Source organism: Mesorhizobium sp. M0923, from assembly GCF_040319365.1.
Taxonomy (GTDB): Bacteria; Pseudomonadota; Alphaproteobacteria; order Rhizobiales; family Rhizobiaceae; genus Mesorhizobium.
Map to the genome: position 1 here is coordinate 76,047 of NZ_JAMYNW010000025.1, position 17,738 is coordinate 93,784.

General features: G+C 61.6%; 19 protein-coding genes. 6 read left to right on the forward strand and 13 right to left on the reverse strand.

Annotated features, from left to right (window positions below):
* Positions 1–3: 3 nt before the first annotated feature.
* From trbG to NKH89_RS30135, 11 genes are all read right to left on the reverse strand, one after another.
* Complete coding sequence (trbG, locus tag NKH89_RS30080; RefSeq protein ID WP_352528987.1) at positions 4–1,032, reverse strand: P-type conjugative transfer protein TrbG; 1,029 nt, start codon at positions 1,030–1,032, stop codon at positions 4–6.
* Complete coding sequence (gene trbF / locus NKH89_RS30085; RefSeq protein WP_352910885.1) at positions 1,022–1,753, reverse strand: conjugal transfer protein TrbF; 732 nt, start codon at positions 1,751–1,753, stop codon at positions 1,022–1,024. The genes trbG and trbF overlap by 11 nt, the downstream gene beginning before the upstream one ends.
* Positions 1,754–3,076: a P-type conjugative transfer protein TrbL gene (gene trbL, locus NKH89_RS30090; RefSeq protein ID WP_352910887.1), complete on the reverse strand. Its 1,323-nt coding sequence runs from the start codon at positions 3,074–3,076 to the stop codon at positions 1,754–1,756. It abuts the gene before it with no gap.
* A 36-nt stretch (positions 3,077–3,112) separates the two neighbouring features.
* Positions 3,113–3,838, reverse strand: coding sequence for a P-type conjugative transfer protein TrbJ (gene trbJ, locus NKH89_RS30095; protein ID WP_023718720.1), 726 nt, complete (start codon positions 3,836–3,838; stop codon positions 3,113–3,115).
* Positions 3,835–6,285 carry a conjugal transfer protein TrbE gene (trbE, locus tag NKH89_RS30100; protein WP_352910890.1) on the reverse strand — a complete coding sequence of 817 codons (2,451 nt, stop codon included), beginning with the start codon at positions 6,283–6,285 and terminating at the stop codon, positions 3,835–3,837. The genes trbJ and trbE overlap by 4 nt, the downstream gene beginning before the upstream one ends.
* Positions 6,279–6,551 carry a VirB3 family type IV secretion system protein gene (locus NKH89_RS30105; protein WP_352910891.1) on the reverse strand — a complete coding sequence of 91 codons (273 nt, stop codon included), beginning with the start codon at positions 6,549–6,551 and terminating at the stop codon, positions 6,279–6,281. Before NKH89_RS30105 ends, trbE begins: the two co-directional genes overlap by 7 nt.
* Entirely contained in the window at positions 6,551–6,859 is a 309-nt protein-coding gene (locus NKH89_RS30110; protein ID WP_352528997.1) for a TrbC/VirB2 family type IV secretion system protein, read from the reverse strand. Before NKH89_RS30110 ends, NKH89_RS30105 begins: the two co-directional genes overlap by 1 nt.
* A 10-nt stretch (positions 6,860–6,869) precedes the next feature.
* Positions 6,870–7,838, reverse strand: coding sequence for a P-type conjugative transfer ATPase TrbB (trbB, locus tag NKH89_RS30115; RefSeq protein ID WP_352720257.1), 969 nt, complete (start codon positions 7,836–7,838; stop codon positions 6,870–6,872).
* Positions 7,835–8,248 (reverse strand): CopG family transcriptional regulator, encoded by a 414-nt coding sequence (locus NKH89_RS30120; RefSeq protein WP_352910894.1) that lies wholly within the window; start codon positions 8,246–8,248, stop codon positions 7,835–7,837. Before NKH89_RS30120 ends, trbB begins: the two co-directional genes overlap by 4 nt.
* A 120-nt stretch (positions 8,249–8,368) precedes the next feature.
* A complete protein-coding gene (locus NKH89_RS30125) occupies positions 8,369–10,396 on the reverse strand; it encodes a conjugal transfer protein TraG (protein WP_352610158.1) in 2,028 nt (675 codons plus the stop codon).
* A 972-nt stretch (positions 10,397–11,368) separates the two neighbouring features.
* Entirely contained in the window at positions 11,369–11,602 is a 234-nt protein-coding gene (locus NKH89_RS30135; protein ID WP_352467844.1) for a hypothetical protein, read from the reverse strand.
* A 271-nt stretch (positions 11,603–11,873) separates the two neighbouring features.
* Here NKH89_RS30135 and NKH89_RS30140 point away from each other — a divergent pair, with 271 nt between their 5' ends.
* From NKH89_RS30140 to NKH89_RS30150, 3 genes are all read left to right on the forward strand, one after another.
* Positions 11,874–12,092, forward strand: coding sequence for a KTSC domain-containing protein (locus NKH89_RS30140; RefSeq protein ID WP_352910898.1), 219 nt, complete (start codon positions 11,874–11,876; stop codon positions 12,090–12,092).
* Positions 12,093–13,044: 952 nt separating this feature from the next.
* On the forward strand, positions 13,045–13,398 hold the full coding sequence (locus tag NKH89_RS30145; RefSeq protein WP_352594728.1) for a hypothetical protein: 354 nt from the start codon (positions 13,045–13,047) through the stop codon (positions 13,396–13,398).
* A gap of 598 nt (positions 13,399–13,996) precedes the next feature.
* Positions 13,997–14,209, forward strand: coding sequence for a hypothetical protein (locus tag NKH89_RS30150; protein ID WP_352594726.1), 213 nt, complete (start codon positions 13,997–13,999; stop codon positions 14,207–14,209).
* A gap of 43 nt (positions 14,210–14,252) precedes the next feature.
* Here NKH89_RS30150 and NKH89_RS30155 read toward each other — a convergent pair whose 3' ends face one another.
* Complete coding sequence (locus tag NKH89_RS30155; RefSeq protein WP_352594724.1) at positions 14,253–14,438, reverse strand: hypothetical protein; 186 nt, start codon at positions 14,436–14,438, stop codon at positions 14,253–14,255.
* Positions 14,439–14,850: 412 nt separating this feature from the next.
* Here NKH89_RS30155 and NKH89_RS30160 point away from each other — a divergent pair, with 412 nt between their 5' ends.
* The 3 genes from NKH89_RS30160 (at position 14,851) to NKH89_RS30170 (ending at position 17,044) form a co-directional block, all read left to right on the forward strand.
* Positions 14,851–15,552 (forward strand): Crp/Fnr family transcriptional regulator, encoded by a 702-nt coding sequence (locus NKH89_RS30160; protein ID WP_352910901.1) that lies wholly within the window; start codon positions 14,851–14,853, stop codon positions 15,550–15,552.
* 83 nt (positions 15,553–15,635) lie between these two features.
* Positions 15,636–15,881, forward strand: a complete 246-nt coding sequence (locus tag NKH89_RS30165; protein WP_352479079.1) for a hypothetical protein — start codon at positions 15,636–15,638, stop codon at positions 15,879–15,881.
* A gap of 524 nt (positions 15,882–16,405) precedes the next feature.
* Entirely contained in the window at positions 16,406–17,044 is a 639-nt protein-coding gene (locus tag NKH89_RS30170) for a hypothetical protein (RefSeq protein WP_352910904.1), read from the forward strand.
* Between the two features lie 21 nt (positions 17,045–17,065).
* Here NKH89_RS30170 and NKH89_RS30175 read toward each other — a convergent pair.
* A partial coding sequence (locus NKH89_RS30175) for a PHP domain-containing protein (RefSeq protein ID WP_352910906.1) occupies positions 17,066–17,738 on the reverse strand: 673 nt, incomplete at its 5' end.

Consider the following 17,738-nt stretch of genomic DNA (forward strand, 5'->3'; position numbering starts at 1 on the left):
CCCTCACCTGCTGGAACGCGAAAAGAGCAATATCCGCCTCGGCGCTTGCCTGCCGTCGGTCCTCGTGATGCGCACCACCTGCTGCTGCTTGGCGCCGAGGCGCAGTTCGGCTGCGGCGAAGAGGCGATCGACGATGTAATAGTTGCCCCGTATGCGGTAGTTGACGAGCTGGTTGTCCCCGTCAGCACCGACGATGAAGAGCGGCGGAGCCTCGCCCTGATCGATGCGGCGCGGAAACTCGATATAGACCTTGCTGCCATCATCGAAGGCGCGCGTCGGCCTCCAGGGCGGCATGTCGCCCGTAATCGAATAGCGGAAGCGAATATTTTCGAGAGCCACATTCGACGCCACTGGCATAGCGGCGTCGGCCTGCGCATTGCGCCGGCGTAGCGCGATGATCTGGTCCTCGCTGTAAGTCCAGGAGATGGCTGCCATGGCGGTCTTATCCGTGCTTTGAAGCTGCAGGTGATAGCTTCGCCGGTCCGTGGTGATCACCAGATTGGTGGCAAGTCCTGGCGCGAAGGGCTTCACCAGCACATGGGTGCGCTGGTCATCGCCGGAGCCACTGACGGTGTCGCCAATTACCCAGCGCACTGTATCGCCGGCCGACACGGATTGGAGTTTCTCGCCTGACTGCAGAGCGATATCGCTGACGCGCTCCGGTGCGGCATAGAGCTGGTAGAGCGCGCCTTCGGCAAAGGGGTAAACCTGCACCGCATTCACATAGCCATATTTGGTGGGTTGCTGCGTCGCCGCCTTGTTGGCATCGGCGACACGTTCTTCAGGCGAGCGCTTGTCTTCAGCAGCCTTGCCCGGCTCGGGCTGCAACTGGCCGGGCAGCGGCAGCGGTTTCGGCACTTCCACGACTTTGACGGGCTTCCCCGGCGCCTTCTCAATCGCGGCCGGCTTGAAGTCAGCATGGTCATAGGAAATCTGCGGCGGCGGCACCGGCTTCGAGGCACAGGCGGAAATGACCGCAGCCGACGCCGACAGGATCAGCGCAGTGCGGAGAGACGAGAGTCTATTTATCATTGGCGGGCTCCTTTGGGGGAACGGAAGTTTGCGCGGCACTGTCGAGCTCGCGCGACCAGTCGATTGCGTTGATGAAGACGCCGAGCGGGTTTTTGCGCAGCTGATCGGTATTGTTCGGCGGCCGGATCACAATGGTGAGAATCCCGGTCCAACGCGTTGTGCTGGCGAGGCTGCCGCGCTCAAAGACCTGCTCGGTCCATTTGACTTGAAAGGAGTTGTCGGACGCTCGAACCACGCTCGTCACCTGCACCGAGATGCTGCGCGTGCCGATCTTGCCGAACGGGTCATTGGCCTTAGCGTACTCATTGAGAAAGAGGGCTGCACGGTCGGTGGCGAAGTCGTAGGCCGAGAGCCAATTCTGCCGCACCAGCACCGCATCGGTGGAGACGGAGCGGACATTCTGGATGAAATGGCCGAGGTGCCAGGCAATCTGGGCATCGTCGGGCTCGTAGGTTTGGATTGCCGGCGCGACAGCCCGTGTTTCACCGAAGCGGTCGACCTCGACAACATAAGGCACGACGCGGCCCTGCATCGACTGCCACAAGAGTCCACCAGAGAGCCCGATGGCCAGAGCGAGGCAGCCAAAGGCCATCAGGCGCCAGTTCCTTGCCTGCACGCGCGCAGTGCCGATGCGCTCGTCCCAAAGTTGGGCGGCCTTCTGGTATGGTGTGACGGGGTGGGGCGTCTTCCCGTAACGCTGAACAGGTCGCTTGAAGAGCATCTAGTCTTCCTTATCGTTGAGAGAGGGGTTGGCCCCGCTTCCACCCCGATCGCCATCGCGGACGGCCTGCGTGGCGGCGTGGCGATGGGCGCGCGCGGTCTGTTGGGAACGCAAGCGCCTCGCCCACGCCGGCGCGGCATTGGCACCTGACGCGGCAGGGTTTCCGGTCATTGATGCGGTCGGCGTGCCGCCCGTCGCGGTCCAGGCGGGATTGCGGCCGGCATCGGCGCTGCGCCGGAATGGTTCTGTTGCAGATCGCATTCCCCGCATCGCGGCGCCGCCAGCTGCGCCGGCAACGCCCTGCAGTCCAGCCGCTACGCCGGAGAGGCCGGACTCGGGCGATGTTGCACGCCGCATCTGCCAAGCTGTGGAAGCAGCCGATCCCATGGCCGTGCCGGCTCGAACGGCGGCGAGACCGCCGCCGGTTGCCATGCGCGCGCCGGCAAGCGCCGCACCTCCGGCAACGAGCGTTGATCCGGCGGCCGCCGCGGTGGTTCCGAGTGCGGCTCCCGCGCCAAGCTGCGGCGCGCCCGAGACAAGACCCGAGGCAATTCCCGGCCCGAAAATGCCGAGCCCAAGCAGCGCCAACGCGCCCAGTACCTGTGACATGGCCGCGGCCAAGTCCGGCTCCTTGCCTTGCAGCGCGGAAGCGAACTCGCCGAAGAGCGTGGAGCCGATGCCGACGATGACAGCAAGCACCATCACCTTAATGCCCGACGAGATCACATTGCCGAGCACGCGCTCGGCCAGAAACGCCGAGCGGTTCCAGAGCGCGAAGGGCACCAGAACAAAACCGGCCAATGTGGTGAGTTTGAACTCCAGGATAGTGATGAAGAGCTGAATTGAAAGAATGAAGAAGGCGATGAGGACCAGAAACCAGGCGAGAAGCAGCACGAAGATGGTCAGCGCGTTGCCAAAGATCTCGGGGAAGCCGACTAGCTGGCTCGCTTGATTGAGCAGCGGCCAGGCGCCCTCGAAGCCGGCCGCGGCAATGCGGCCTGGCCGCAGGAGACTGTCGGCGGACAGATTGCCGGCCGATGCGTTGATGCCGAGCCCGGCAAAGGAATGGTAGATGATGTCGGCGAGGTTCTTAAAATTGTTCAGGATGAAGGCGAAGGCGCCGACATAGAGCACTTTTCGGACAAGCCGGCCAAGAACATTGGGCTCGCCGCCGAACGCCCAGACCAGGCCTGCCAGCGTGATGTCGATGCCGATCAGGATGGTGGTGAGAAAGGCGACGTCGCCCGAAAGCAGACCGAACCCGCTATCAATATAGCGGGTAAAAGTCTCCATGAAGCGATCAATGACGCCGAGGTCGTTCATGTCGCCGCCTTCCTCGTTGTCTCGAAGAACTGCTGATCAGTTGCCGGGATAGGCCGTTCCGGTGCCCAGGAAACGCTTCGTCGTCTCGCGGGCGGCTTCCTCGGACTGCGCCTTGCGGGCAGCATCTTCGGCTTCAGCCCGGAACTGGGTCGCGAGCAGCGTCTGGATCTGAATCTGCTGCTTGGTCGAAAGCGCGATCAGCTGATTGGTGGCCTGGCTTGCCTCAAGGGCACCTGCCGCGCCCTGACTGCGGTTGACGAGATCGGTAAGCAGGTCGCCGTCGGCCCGCACGTTCTCCACGATCTGCGACTGCGCGCTCATGGTTTGGCGGAACGCCTGCATGGCGTTTTGCCAGCGCTCGCGCGCGGCGCTCGCCACATCGCTGACCTTGATTGTGGCGTCGTAGCTTTCCGGATATTGCACACGCCACTGGTTCTGAAGCTTGTCGAGATCGAAGCTCAGGCCGCTGGCCTGGGTCATCAGGCCGTCGATCCGTTGGAGCGAACCTGTGAGCTGGCCGACGGAAGAAAAATCCAGGCGCTGAAGGTTGCGCGCCATGTTCTGCAGCATCGTCGCCTGGTTCTGAAGCGACTGGATCTGGTTGTTTATCTGCTCCAGGGAACGTGCCGCTGTCAGCACGTTCTGCGCATAATTCGACGGATCGAACACGATTAGGGCGTGGGCCGGCTGGACGTAGTCGGCCATCGGTTTTGCGATTAGGGAAACGGTGATCAGGCTGGTGAGAAGGCGGCGCCGCATCATGACGATTGCTCCTTGTCTGGTTGAGGGAATTGCTGGAGAAGCTCGGCAGCCCAATCGAGGCCGCGCGCACTCAGGAACCGGGAAGCAAAGCTGTCCTGCCCGTGCTCTGACAGGACGCTGTCGATCAAAGCTTGCGTGGCCGGATCAGAGGCGCCGCAGAGCGCAAGAGCGATCGGGCCGAGCCCGAGCTCGAAGAGGCGGTTGCCGCGGCGCGACTGCAGATAATACTGGCGCTTCGGTGTGGCACGGGCGACCAATTCGATCTGCCGCTCGTTCAGGCCGAAGTGCTCATAGGCTGCCCGCGCCTGCGGTTCCACGGCACGGTCATTGGGGAGAAAAATGCGCTGTGGGCAGCTCTCGATGATCGCCGGCGCGATGGAAGAGCCAGCGATGTCTGCAAGTGACTGCGTGGCGAAAATGACGGAGACGTTCTTCTTTCGCAGCACCTTCAGCCATTCGCGGATGCGGGCGGCAAAGAGCGGGTTGTCGAGATAGACCCAGGCCTCGTCGAGCATGAGCAGTGTTGGCCGGCCGTCGAGCCGCTCCTCGAGGCGATGGAAGAGATAGGTGAGCACCGGCAGCACGGCGCCTTCCTGGTGCATCAGCTCTTCGGTCTCGAAACACTGCACATCCGACAAAGCCAGCCGATCTTCATCGGCATCGAGCAGCCGGCCGAAGGGACCGTCGAGCGTGTAGGGCATCAACGCGGCCTTGAGCCCATTGGACTGAAGCAGAACCGACAGGCCAGTCAGCGTGCGTTCCTGCACCGGCGCAGTGGCAAGGCTGATGAGTGCCGACCAGATCGCCTCCTTTACCTCGGGCGTAACGCTGACATTCTCATGGGCAACGAGGCCGGCGATCCATTCCGCCGCCCAGCTGCGAGTAGCCTGGTCGCCGATATTGCTCAGTGGCTGGAAGGCAAGCGCACCATCCGAGCCCAGCGCGTGGTGTTCTCCGCCCATGGCCAGTGTTGCCGCACGAGCCGAATTGCCCTTGTCGAAGACATAGACCTGCGCCCCGGCATAGCGTCGAAACTGCAGAGCGACTAGCGCGAGCAGAACCGACTTGCCGGCACCGGTCGGCCCAACGACCAGCATGTGGCCGACATCGCCGACGTGGGTGGAAAGCCGAAACGGTGTCGACCCGTTGGTCTCTGCGAACAGAAGCGGCGGGGATTCGGTCCCAGTCACGTTGGCGAGATGCTCGTTATCCACCGGACCGGCCCACGCCGACGACAGCGGCATGACATGGGCAAGATTCAGCGTGTGAACGAGCGGCTGGCGAACGTTAGCGTAGACATGACCGGGCAACGAGCCGAGCCACGCCTCGACCGCATTGATGCTTTCACGGATCGTGGTGAAGCCGGGCCCATTGACTATGCGCTCAACCGCTCGGAGCTTTTCCGCGGCGGCCTGCCGGTCCTGGTCCCATACCGTCACCGTTGTGGTGAGATAGCCGAAGCCGACGTGATCGCCGCCCAATGCCTGAAGGGCGGCATCCGCATCGAGCGCCTTGTTGTCGGCGTCACTATCGACGAGAGGGACGGGTTCGTTGGTCACGACCTCGCGCAGGATGGCTGCGACCGATTTGCGCTTGGCAAACCACTGACGGCGCAACCGGGTCAGTGTCTTTGTGGCTTCCGTCTTGTCGAGCGGGATGAAGCGCGTCATCCAGCGGTAGGCGAAATCCTGATGGTTGAGCGCGTCGAGGATCCCTGGCCGGGTGACGTTCGGGAAACCAAGGATGGTGAGGGTGCACAGATGCTGCTCACCCAGCATCGGCTCCAGGCCGCCGGTAAGCGGCGCGTCAACCAGAACACCGTCGAGATACATTGGCGTTTCCGGCATGGCGACCGGATGGCGGTAGGTCGAGATTGTGCCGTGCAGATAGGTTAGCGTCTCGGCATCATCGAGGGCGCGCACTTCCGGCATGAAGCCGGACAGCAAATCCAGGACGCGGTCGGTCCCGTCGCGAAACCACGCCAGCTCCTGGCGCCAGTCTCTAGCCCCTCCCGAGTGATGCGAGTCGACCAGTGCGCTTTCCGCCCGCGCCTGGCCATCTGGCGCCGGCATGAAGACCAAGGTCAGATGATAGCCACTCTCGAAGTGCGCGACCTTGCCCTCGAAGGCCGCGCGCCGTTCCTCATCGACCAGCCATGAGGCAGCATCGGGAAAAGCCGAGCTCGGATAGCCCAGCGCTTCAACGCGCTCGGCCTCGAAAAACAACCCCCATCCGGAGCCCAACCTTCGTAGCGCATTGTTGGCTCGTGCGCAGATGCCGACCAACTCGGCTTCGGTCGCACTTTCAAGGTCGGGGCCACGGAACCGGAAGGTTCGCTGGAAGCTACCGTCTTTATTTAGCACGATGCCGGGCGCGACCAAAGCGGCCCAGGGCAGATGATCGGCAAGCCGATCGGCTTTGCCGCGATACTCCGAAAGGTTCAGCATGCAAGCCACCCCTTCAGGCGAAGATGACGGACAAGCACGCTGGCGAAGTCCGGATCGCGGCGAGCGGCAAAGACCGCGAGCGTGTGGCCGGCCATCCAGAGCGCCAGTCCGGCGATCCACTGCTGCAGGCCAAGGCCTATTGCCGCGGCCACCGTGCCGTTGAGGATCGCCACCGCTCGCGGCGCGCCGCCCAGCAGGATCGGCTCAGTCAATGCCCTGTGAACGGGGACTTCGAAAGCCTCGATATGCTGCTCTCCGGTGGCCATCAAACGAGTGCCCCGCCGCCGAAGGAGAAGAAGGAGAGAAAGAAGCTCGATGCCGCGAAGGCGATCGACAGGCCGAAGACAATCTGGATCAGCCGGCGAAAACCGCCTGCCGTGTCACCGAAAGCAAGGGTCAGGCCGGTGGTGATGATGATGATCACCGCGACGATCTTGGCGACCGGTCCCTGCACCGACTCAAGGATCTGCTGCAGCGGCTGTTCCCAAGGCATGCCGGAGCCCGCTGCGTGGGCCGGGACGGTGAGAAGAAACGCGAGCGCGGTGGACGAAAGGAAGCGAAGCTTCTTGCGCATGAGTGACCTTTCAAAACTGCTGGAGTTGCGGAAGCGTGAGCGGGGTGACGGCGTAATCACCGCTGCTGTCGAGACCGGTGACCTCAGCGATCGCGTCAATGCGGCGCGAGGATCCGCGCCCAGCGATGAAGACGATCAGATCTACCGCATCAGCGATGAGGCGGCGGGGAACGGTGACGACGGCTTCCTGGGCGAGCTGCTCGATACGGTAGAGAGCGGAGCGCGCCGAATTGGCGTGAACCGTCGCGATGCCGCCGGGATGCCCGGTGTTCCATGCCTTCAGCATGTCCAGGGCTTCCGCGCCCCTGACTTCGCCCACGATGATGCGGTCGGGTCTGAGCCGCAGGGTCGAGCGCACGAGATCGGCGAGCGTGACCGCCCCCCGCCTCGTCCTCAAGGCAACGCAATCCTTCGCCGCGCATTGCAGTTCGCGTGTGTCCTCGATCAGGATCACCCGCTCGTCGCAATCGGCGGCTTGTGCCAGCAGCGCATTGGCAAGTGTTGTCTTGCCCGACGACGTGCCGCCGGCGACCAGGATGTTGCGCCGCTCGCGGACCGCCTTCTTCAGCGCATCGGCCTGCAGCGGCAGCATGACCCGGTCGGCGACATAGTCGGCCAACGTGTAGAGTTTCGCCGCAGGCTTTCGGATGGCGAAGCATGGCCCCAGCACGACAGGCGGCAGCAGACCCTCGAAGCGCTCGCCCGATGGCAATTCGGCGCTGACAATCGGATTGTCAGCATGCGCCTCGGCGCGCACGTGGGAGGCGACCAGGCGGATGATGCGTTCGGCCTCAGAAGGATGCATGTGCACGCCGGTGTCGACCCGGCCTTCACCCAACCGGTCGAGCCGCAGCGCACCGTCGGGATTGACCATCACCTCAATGACGGTCGGATCGGCAAGGGCTTCGGTGATCGCCGGACCCATGGCGGTGCGCAGCATGGCGCGGCGGCGATGGTCGGCTTCCGGATGAGAACTCATCCTTCCCCTCCCCTGCGATCGTCGGTGCCAAGTGACCGTTTCCCGGAAGCGATCTGGCGGCCGACCTGTTCAACGAATTTGTCGAAGCGCTCCTGGGCAATCGCTTGCGTGGCCCTGTCCGGCACCGGCGTGTGAGCATGAAGCGTGATCGAAAAGCGGATGAAGAGCGCCAGGCTCTCCAGGATCATCTCGACATCGCGCCTGACATGTCCGAGGTCGCGGGAAAGACGGTCGAGCCTCTTGCCGTAGCGCTGGTCGAGTTCATTCTCCCCACGCTGCTCGATAAAGGTCTCGACCGCGTGCGCCACAATGGCCGATTTGGTGGTCGATGAATTGCGGCTGAGGTTCTCCAGCTTCTCGCTCAACTCGGGTTCAAGCAAAAACTGGTGACGAATGCGGTGGGGCTTCATGCTGCTCGTTCCCTCTGACCGGCGCTGATGCACCGGCGACGGGAACGAGCATCGTCGAGATCCTCGAAATCGCTTACGGCCGTTATCTACGCTGAGATGCGCCCGCGTATGGCGCGCCGTTCAGAAGCCGGGCACGATGTCCTTGTCGTCGCCCATTCCCTCGTTGAGGCCGTACGCACGTGCGGCGGTGGAAATCCGATCCATGACGCGCTTGTCGGCGAGCGTCTCGCAGTCATCGTCTGCGGGCGTGAACAGATCGCCCTGATCAGGCTCCTGGACGACGAGGGTCCGTTCTTCGCGCAGGCCCGGATGGCGCTGCTGCTGGACACCTCCGTCTTCGATTGCCGCGCCGGCACTGTCGTCATCGCCAGCAAGACGCCGATCCACGCCGCGCACCTGTCCACTCCAATCGTCCGGGCGCGACGTGGGCCGATCCGCGTAGGCACCGTCGCGCAGCACCGGCGAAGGCAGCACTCGCTCCGTGAAATTCGGATCCTGGTAATAACGCAACTTCTTGGCGCGAATCGGCGGCAATCCCGAAACCAGGATTAGTTCGTCAGCCTGCGGCAACTGCATCACCTCACCCGGCGTCAGCAGGGGGCGAGCGGTCTCTTGGCGGCTTACCATGACGTGGGACAACCAGGGCGCCAACCGATGGCCGGCATAGTTGCGCATCGATCTGAGTTCCGTCGCGGTACCGAGCGCGTCCGAGATGCGTTTGGCCGTGCGCTCGTCATTTGAGGAAAAGGCAATCCGCACATGGCAATTGTCGAGAATGGCGTTGTTCTCGCCATAGGCCTTGGAGATTTGGTTCAACGATTGCGCTATCAGATAAGCGCGGATGCCGTAGCCTGCCATGAAGGCGAGCGCAGTCTCGAAGAAGTCGAGCCGACCGAGCGCCGGAAATTCATCCAGCATCATCAGGAGCTGATGCTTGCGGCTCTTCTTTGGATCGCCCTCCAGGCGCTCGGTCAGCCGCCGGCCGATTTGATTGAGCACCAATCGCACCAGGGGCTTAGTGCGCGAGATATCCGACGGCGGCACGACCAGATACAGCGACATCGGTCGCTCGGCATCCACAAGGTCGGCAATGCGCCAGTCGCAGGCCGATGTTGCCGCGGCCACCGTTGGATCACGATAGAGCCCGAGAAACGACATGGCGGTCGAGAGAACGCCTGAGCGCTCGTTCTCTGACTTGTTCAGCACCTCACGAGCCGCCGAGGCCACGACCGGATGGACCTGAGGCTTGTCCACCGTGCCGAGGTGGTTTGTGGTCATCATCCGCTGCAGTGTCGCAGCGAATGAGCGTTGCGGGTCCGACAGGAAGGTGGCGACACGGGCGAGTGTCTTTTCCTCTTCGGCGTAGAGCACGTGCAAGATGGCGCCAACTAGGAGTGAATGACTGGTCTTCTCCCAATGGTTCCGCCGCTCCAGCGCGCCTTCCGGATCGACGAGAATGTCGGCGATGTTCTGAACGTCGCGGACCTCATCTGGACCTTTGCGCACTTCCAGCAGCGGGTTGTACCGCGCCGATCTCGGATCGGTCGGATTGAACAAGAGACAGTGCGAGAACTTCGACCTCCAGCCAGAGGTCAGCTGCCAGTTCTCGCCTTTGATGTCGTGAATGACGGCCGAGCCGGTCCAGGAAAGAAGGGTTGGAACAACGAGTCCGACGCCCTTGCCCGAACGTGTCGGCGCAAAGGCCATGACGTGTTCTGGTCCGTCATGGCGCAGATAGCGATAATTCAGTCCGCCAAGGAAAACGCCGGCCGGCTGAAACAGCCCCGCCTTCTCGATCTCCAGCTTCATGGCCCATCGTGAGGACCCATAGGTGGTGACCAACCCCCGCTGCCGTGCGCGCCAGAGGGACCCAGCTATCGCGGCGGCACAGCCCAGGAACCCGCTGGCTCCGGCAAGTATGCCAGCCTTGTCGAAGACTTCAGGCGCATAGGCGTCAAATTGGAACCACCATTCGAACAGTTTCCACGGCTGGTAGATCGGCCAGCCGACTGTCACAAACCATGGCGCGCCGAGTGGCGGCTGATAGAAGAGCATGTGGGCGCACCATTGGGTTGCAGTCCACACGCCAAGAATGACAATTGCGAATACGACAGCGATCTGCCCAATCAGCAACTTCGTGGGTGTCAATGGCTTGCTCCGCTCTTCTGGCCAGACGGACCAAACATCGCGCCGAGCGATGAGAATTCGAACGGCCGCTACGTGCGACTAGGTGCGATGACAAGGTTGATAGGCATTGTTCAGCTGCGAACAGCGAAAATCCGCCGCAGCAACCGATCGGCGGTGCCAGGTACGCGGTTTGGTCGCAGAAGATGTTGGGGCTTCAGGCGCGGGCACATTGAAGATGTGCTGACAGACAAACCTTTGGAGCCGACGCGTTTGTGCGAGAGCGAGCTGAAAGGCTCGGCGAGAAGTCGTCGTTCTCAATTGGGCGACGGGGGATACATCGGCGAAGACGGCATAAGGCAGGATGGGCCAGACCGAGCCGATGGCAACGTCGTAGCCAAGGCCTTGGAGCCCATAGCGCCTGGCCGGGAGGCCGCCGCCAGTCAGGCTTACGCGGCGCGTGGTTGAGCGAGGTGAAGACCCGAACGGGCTCGACGAGGGTCCACGGCGGTCACAATGTTGTGGTGGTGATCGCAGTAGACGCGATCCGGCGAAGTTGGCCCAGCACAAAAACGATAACCGCCAGGTACAGAAGCGTCTTCGCTCACCGGGAAGCGGCACTGATAGAGGCCTAGCTGAATGAGGGGGACGTCTCTCGAAGTTGGTCTGGTATTTTCAGGCATGATGGTTTCCTAGTTCGTAGCAATTACCAGCTGACGGCCGCAGTGCGACCCGTCGGGACGAGCTTCTCTCGTTTTGGAGGGCTATGGGTCACCATATGGTGTTGGTAGCACCATCAATGAAGCCCTACGCCCTGCTTCTGAAGCCAATAGTTTGCGACTTAAGGCCACACGCGCGAACGCATTAGTAATCTACCATCGTGTCCCCGAGGCACTCGCCCGCCGCGGTTTGCCGGCGGCGGGGTCGCACTGGCTTGTGGGCCCCTAGGCCCACTCGCGGCGCTCGCACTCGATCTCGGTGCGGGTTTCCCGTGTCTCACCGCCCTGTCAGCGCCTTGCAAATGAGCGAAACCAAGCTGTCGCGCGCTCGCTCGTGGAGTGCGCCTTTCGGCCGCCATGCAAGGAAATCATCAACGCTCATCCAATCAGCCGGGTTTGTGTCGGCGTCTGGCTGGCTGAATTCCACATACAAATGCAGTTCGTCCGGCACGAAGACGACCCTCCATAATCCTTTGATGTCATTGGCAAGGTTGTAGGCGAGGACGGTCATGGCGGGGCACTCCTTTCGCCGTGGAGCGTGCCTATCTCACGGGAAAATTCCATCACCAGAAGTTAGTATTGACGCTCGCGCTTTCTCAGAAATCCAACGTCCGCGTGATGCCGAAAGGTGCAGCCAGCTTTTTGTGTATCTCGATGGAACACGGGATCGCCGCGAAAGTTCGGTGCACGCAGCGAATCCTCCCCCTCCAGGTATTGCTGCAGATCGGTATTCCGATCGGCCCGCGCTCCCCGCAAGGCGCGGGCCTCGGGCTGTGGTGCTCATGCCATCTACTTCGATACGCAAAACGGAATACGATCCTGACAGAAGAATCCTCTCTGTCTGGTTTGTGGCCAGCGACAAGCGGTACGAGTTTGAGGGGGTACCGCCGGAAACCTTTGCCGCGTTCCGGGCCGCGTTCGCCAAGGGCCGCTACTTCAACGACCACATCCGCAACAATTTCCGCTATCGTCTGGTTGCGAGCGATAGCGACCCGGGATGACCTGACCTGCCGACCGCTCAATCGTCCTATCGCTCCAACCGGCGGTTGGTGGACGCGTTGCCGCTGTGGCGCTTAGGGTTGGTTACGGTCCGCGCTCACCTGGCAAGCCCAACCCCCCGGCATCCCCCCGCCTGGTGCAAAGCGTTTGATCGGTCCCGCCGTTCTGGCAGTGCGGCGGGACTTTTTTGCGGTCCAGGTGGAACATCGGCGCGCGGGGAAGGCGCGGTGCACGCAGCACCCTTTTCTCATCCAACGTACGCGGTGGCGCGCTGAAGGGTCTCAACGTCGGTCTGCCGCCGGAGCTCAACTAGCTGGACTATTGCTCGACCGGAAGCGGCTCGTGCTGGGACTCAGCGTGGTGGAAGACCTGTCCAAGATCGCGCGCGTCGAACGTTTGGCCGCAGACTGGGCAGTAGACCAAGTGCTTCGACTCGTCCTCTACCGGCCCGTCATGCGGCCTGCCCTCATAGCCCGTCGCGATGTTGTCGGTTCTAATCCGGGGCAACGACAAGTGCCTTTCGTCGGTTTGGCGGCCGATATTTCTACCGGACCTTGTCACGGTCGACCGTGACCAGCGGCCCGAGGTCGATCGTCACGGTGTCCTCGTCGATGCGCGTGACCTCGCCTTTCAGGTCGATTTGCTGGCCCTCGGTTCACCTTGGTGTGGTCGATGATGGAATGTGGGAAGTCGTAGCCTGGGATCGACACGCTTACGCGGTCCTCTGTTATCCGCCTTCGAACCCTGGCCGTAATGGCCACCTGGTCACCAATGTCTATTCCCCGAGCCATGCCACGGATTCTGGTGCGGGCAGCGTCTTCTTCAAGAGGATTCTAATATACGTCCGCCACTTTAAGGCTGGCCTACGACCAGAGTGACAAAAGTTGAGCTTCTTGGGGGAACACTCTTTCTATCTGCCTGTTGGATTTGCCAGCGCACACCGCGAGAAAGAACATGAAACGCATCCTTTTGGCTTCGGCCGTACTGGCGGTGTCGGCCGGGCTTTCCTTTGCCCAGACGACCAGCGGAACTTCGAGCGGAACCTCGACGAGCGGCACCTCGACCACGACAACCATGCCCAGCACGACGGATCAGGGCACCGGCACGACGAGCAGCGGCACCAACATGTCCGGCGATCAAGGCACCGACACGACCACGACCAGCGGCACCACAAATGCGAACTCGGCCAGAGACTGCGCGCCCGGCCAGCAGACTGGCAGCGCTCAGCAGGCGGCGCCAGGTCAGCAGGACACGACAGCCAAAACCGCCGCGCCAGGCCAGGTGAAAAAGACCGACGAAGGTTGCTGATTGGCACATCGGCTCGGGTTGGAATCACCAGCGTGTGGCTGGCTGGTCTCCCCCGACCACCGGCTAAGATAAACTCGGCTGGCGAGCAAGTTGCCGCCAGCCGAGCATCAGTCCAGGAACGTTTGCGCTTGCTTGTGCTTTCAGTGGGGCACGCCTAGCTTCTGTTTGCTTTCGGTCAGATAGTGTCGCTGGCGTCTTCGGACTACCGGTGAAGCAAGTCCGATGTGCGCCTATCGCGACCCCGCTTCACCTGCCGTCCAGCCGTTCGCGCATTCGCGATCGTCGCTCTCGGCAACAGGCGGCGCGCGCGGCCAGGACATATCGCATGTGCGCGCTGTCGAAGGAGGCGCCCAGCAACATTGCGCGTGAAGGCACGCGGGCATCCGATCGATCGTTAACCTTTCTCTGCAATGAGCGCCTTGTCTTCGGCGATGGGCCTCCGGCTCTTACGCATTATGGAGATCACATGTTGGTCCCGGCACCCGATGCCGGGAGCAGGTCTGCTTCGGAGCGTCGTGACAGAACTGGGCGACATGGTTGCGGTGGAGTAGGCGCCGTCGCCCTGGATGAACAACAACTGTCGCATGCGGTGCATACGTTGTCGAAGCTTTCGGTCGGCCGCGGCCGCATCGACGACGACCACAACGGCATCAAGTCGTTGCTGAAAGCCCGCAAGGTATCGTCAAGACATAGCGTGCCGGCGAAGATCCGCCCTCGCGACAGGGATTCGTCAGGCCGATCGGTCGGCAACGTGACCGGCCAGATGAGCGAGAGCTTACCCTCGGTGCTGGTCTCGACCCGGCTCGTATAGAGGCCTGAAGGGACATCTCCAAACGCTCATCGACGGTCGTCGATCACTGCCGACTACGGTCGAGGTCGTATGGCTCGTGGCCTAGCTCGTTGTGATGAAGCGCCTCTGCCATACACCTGATGTCGAACGCTTGGCCGCACCCCGGGCAGAGGACAAAATACTCCTCCTCCCGAAGTGGCGATGCATCGTGGTCTTGGGGGATGACGATGTCATTGTATTCGTCGGGCATTGGGTCCTCCGGCAACGCCGCCCGCCATGCTGGAACGCCTGCCGGCAGGATTTGTTTCAAAGTTACTGCGCTTAAGAAGAGGGCCGGAACGGGTGAAGCACAATGTCGGTAAGCGCAAGGCGACGGCGCCCGAAACTCATCACGTGAGCTGAACGACTGCTTTTGCCAACTCGATGCTCGAAACCTGCCGATCTGCTTAGGCCGGTTCCGGACATTCGTGACCGGCCTCATAAGTCATAAGAAGCGCCCACCACCTACGGGACTCAAGCCGACATTCCCCGAGCCTTTCGCCAGGCACGGACTCTTTGCCAACCGCACATTTGAAGCCTATGCTTCCCACATCGGCCGCCAGCGCGTCGGACGCAGCCGACAGTAAGAGGTACGTGCTCTTGCCCGCATGGGAGAGAGAGCCATGCCCCAATCCCTTCTTCGCAACCATGTATTGAAAACCCTCTCCTCGGAGGATTTCGCGCTTTTGAGGCCGTCACTGCATCACGTCGAACTGGGCATCAAGGACCAGCTGGAGGTCGCATATCATCCGATCGAGCGTGTCTACTTTCCAGAGATGGGCATCGCGTCGGTGGTCGCCACGATGACCGGAGGGCGGCAAAGCGAAGTCGGCATCGTCGGCCATGACGGCATGACAGGAGTTGCCGTTATTCTCGGCCAGGACAAGTCGCCCAATGAAACCTATATCCAAGTCGCAGGTAATGGCTGGATCCTCCCGGTTGAAAACCTTCGCTCAGCGATTGCAGACAGCCTGTCACTTCGTGAGTCGCTGCTTCGCTATGCCCACGCGTTCCTCATCCAGTCGTCCCGGACGGCACTGGTCAACGGCCACTCCAAAATCGAGGAGCGCTTGGCCCGCTGGTTGCTGATGGTCCAAGACCGCGTCGAAGGAAATAAGATCTACCTGACGCATGAATTCCTGGCGACAATGCTTGGTGCCCAGCGCCCCGGCGTTACCACGGCCCTCCAAATGCTTGAATATCGGGGGCTGGTTCACGCCAAGCGCGGCGAGATCACGATTATCGACCGCGTTGGAATGATACGACTCACGCATGGTGCTTACGGGGAGGAGGAGCAAAGTCACTTCGGCCTAGCCTCCGCCTAACTGTCCTAAATCAGACAAACCCTTGCAAGCTACCGAATTCGTGCCGTAAATCGTGTGGGTCAGGGTTCAGGGAGGAATTCTCGATGACCACCACTTTTGACACAGTCACGGTTGAAAGAGCCGCCGAAGCCTATGTTCTCTCCAGAGGCAAGGCCCACTTCCTTTCGATAGCACAGGCAATCCGCGCCATCCGAACACTCATGCCCGCATGCAGGGCCACCGACCGCGAGCTGGAGGAGCTCTTGGCGGCAGCATCCATTATTCACGGTGTGCCAGTCGCGTTCGACTTAAAAACAGCCGTGGCCGCAGAACCACGGCTCCATTCATAGGGCCGGGTGATGCCTGCGCTCGCGCAGACGCCTACCTTATCGGACGTTCGCCAAGCGATTGTCCGCCACCTGATCGACAACATCGGCAGCCCGAGCATTTCGATATCCGAGGTTAGCCACACCGTGAGGAGAATGCTTCCCTTTTGCGAACTCACGGACTGGCAACTTGGCGATCTCATTGCGCGAAGCGCGATCGATGCGGGATTCGCGATTGAATCCGACGGGGTGGGTCCCGAAAACGCATGTCGAGGCTCAATAGCGGAACAGCCGCTTTAGCCATGTGGCTCCCAATCACGGGCGGTCAGGTTGTGGCCCACGTACAGCCGCCAGGCGGCAACGCGCCTGATATCGCACTTCGAGATCAACTCGGCCGCTTCCTGCTAGCCGGGGTTGCAAGCGCCCCCGCTAACAATCGTGGTTGCGCCTTTAGGGCATCGCGGTTCAGACCGCTGGCGGATTAGAACTCATGTTGGCTTTGCGATCGGCTCATCGCTGCCGACAATCGGTGACCTATATAAAGGGGCATGTTCACGCGCCGAAAAAGCAGTGCAACAGCGAAGCTGATTGGAGAGTGGCCTTTAACCCCGGCTGCAACGCTTGGATCGTCCGTCAGAGCGAGGGGTATTTTTCTCGAAATACGCGCCCGCCTTCCAACGGAGTTCAGGAAACTGCTCCATATCGAGTCCCGCGTGCTTACCGTGCGCCTGTCTGAGGGCGCCGAGAATGATGTGCAGGTGGTATTCGGGATCGTATCCAAAGCAATGCGGAATATCGAAGACCTGCCCGTAATCCCCCGTGAAATCGAGGACATTCTGACGATCTCGACGGCCGAACGGCACCGCTGGCTGAAAGATGGTCGCTTGCAAAGCGCCGGGACGAAAACGGTGAAACTCCGCGGGCGGGCAAGGAACATCACCTTTCACGTGTTCGACCCGCAGCACGTGGAGGATGTCCTTGACCGCGATCTGGTTACGGTCTGGCGCGAACAGGACGCAGCGACAGCTGCAGAGAATAGGCGGCGAGCCGCGGGGAAGGCCGCTATGAAACGCGCTCAAAGAAGCGGTCGCGGAACTGCAGCTTCAGCTGGCTTTGGCCCCGATGAGAACTCGCACTCCAGTTTGCGCGGCTGGGAAGATTTTGAGAAAGACGGACTCCTGCGCTGATAGGCCGGGCGCACAGCCAGGTTAGGACGTTTGCCTGCGCCGTGCGAGATGCGCAAGGAGGGCCGCCAAACGCATCGCGTTCAGGACCCGCTTCGCAGGGACACCGCCCTTGCGCGCCATCTCGACACCCCAATGCATGTGGTCGAGCTCGCGGATCGAATGAGCGTCCGGATTGATGCTGAAGATGCAGCCCTGATTGAGTGCCTTTTGATGCCAGCGCCAGTCGAGGTCAAGTCGCCACGGATGCGCGTTGATTTCGACAGCGACGCCGTGCTTCGCACACGCTTTGAGGACTTTGTCGACGTCGAGATCATAACCGGGCCGGCGCAACAGCTGGCGACCGGTCATGTGCCCGATGATTGTTGTCCGAGGATTTCCGATCGCCTTAATGATACGCTCCGTCTGTTCCTTCTTGGGCAACTTGAAGCGGCTGTGCACGCTCGCGACGACGAAATCGAACAGCTCCAAGATATCATTCGGGTAATCGAGCGAGCCATCCGCCAGGATGTCCGCCTCGATGCCCTTCAGTATGCGAAATTTTCCATTGTATGCCTTGTTCAGCCGGTCAGCTTCGCGGTGCTGTTCAGCAAGCTCCTGCAACGAAAGGCCGCCTGCGTAGTGAGCGGACTGCGAATGATCGGCGACACCATAGTATTCGAAACCGCGCTTGCGCGTGGCTTCAGCCATTGCCTCA

Excerpts from the sequence above, each read along its gene's own strand:
- NKH89_RS30120 (WP_352910894.1), bottom strand. The coding sequence starts at position 8,248 with ATGAAGCCCCACCGCATTCGTCACCAGTTTTTGCTTGAACCCGAGTTG.
- trbF (WP_352910885.1), bottom strand. The coding sequence starts at position 1,753 with ATGCTCTTCAAGCGACCTGTTCAGCGTTACGGGAAGACGCCCCACCCC.
- NKH89_RS30135 (WP_352467844.1), bottom strand. The coding sequence starts at position 11,602 with ATGACCGTCCTCGCCTACAACCTTGCCAATGACATCAAAGGATTATGG.
- trbB (WP_352720257.1), bottom strand. The coding sequence starts at position 7,838 with ATGAGTTCTCATCCGGAAGCCGACCATCGCCGCCGCGCCATGCTGCGC.
- NKH89_RS30140 (WP_352910898.1), top strand. The coding sequence starts at position 11,874 with ATGCCATCTACTTCGATACGCAAAACGGAATACGATCCTGACAGAAGA.
- trbE (WP_352910890.1), bottom strand. The coding sequence starts at position 6,285 with ATGCTGAACCTTTCGGAGTATCGCGGCAAAGCCGATCGGCTTGCCGAT.
- NKH89_RS30165 (WP_352479079.1), top strand. The coding sequence starts at position 15,636 with ATGACCACCACTTTTGACACAGTCACGGTTGAAAGAGCCGCCGAAGCC.
- NKH89_RS30145 (WP_352594728.1), top strand. The coding sequence starts at position 13,045 with ATGAAACGCATCCTTTTGGCTTCGGCCGTACTGGCGGTGTCGGCCGGG.
- trbG (WP_352528987.1), bottom strand. The coding sequence starts at position 1,032 with ATGATAAATAGACTCTCGTCTCTCCGCACTGCGCTGATCCTGTCGGCG.
- NKH89_RS30170 (WP_352910904.1), top strand. The coding sequence starts at position 16,406 with ATGTTCACGCGCCGAAAAAGCAGTGCAACAGCGAAGCTGATTGGAGAG.
- trbL (WP_352910887.1), bottom strand. The coding sequence starts at position 3,076 with ATGAACGACCTCGGCGTCATTGATCGCTTCATGGAGACTTTTACCCGC.
- NKH89_RS30160 (WP_352910901.1), top strand. The coding sequence starts at position 14,851 with ATGCCCCAATCCCTTCTTCGCAACCATGTATTGAAAACCCTCTCCTCG.
- trbJ (WP_023718720.1), bottom strand. The coding sequence starts at position 3,838 with ATGATGCGGCGCCGCCTTCTCACCAGCCTGATCACCGTTTCCCTAATC.
- NKH89_RS30105 (WP_352910891.1), bottom strand. The coding sequence starts at position 6,551 with ATGGCCACCGGAGAGCAGCATATCGAGGCTTTCGAAGTCCCCGTTCAC.
- NKH89_RS30155 (WP_352594724.1), bottom strand. The coding sequence starts at position 14,438 with ATGCCCGACGAATACAATGACATCGTCATCCCCCAAGACCACGATGCA.
- NKH89_RS30110 (WP_352528997.1), bottom strand. The coding sequence starts at position 6,859 with ATGCGCAAGAAGCTTCGCTTCCTTTCGTCCACCGCGCTCGCGTTTCTT.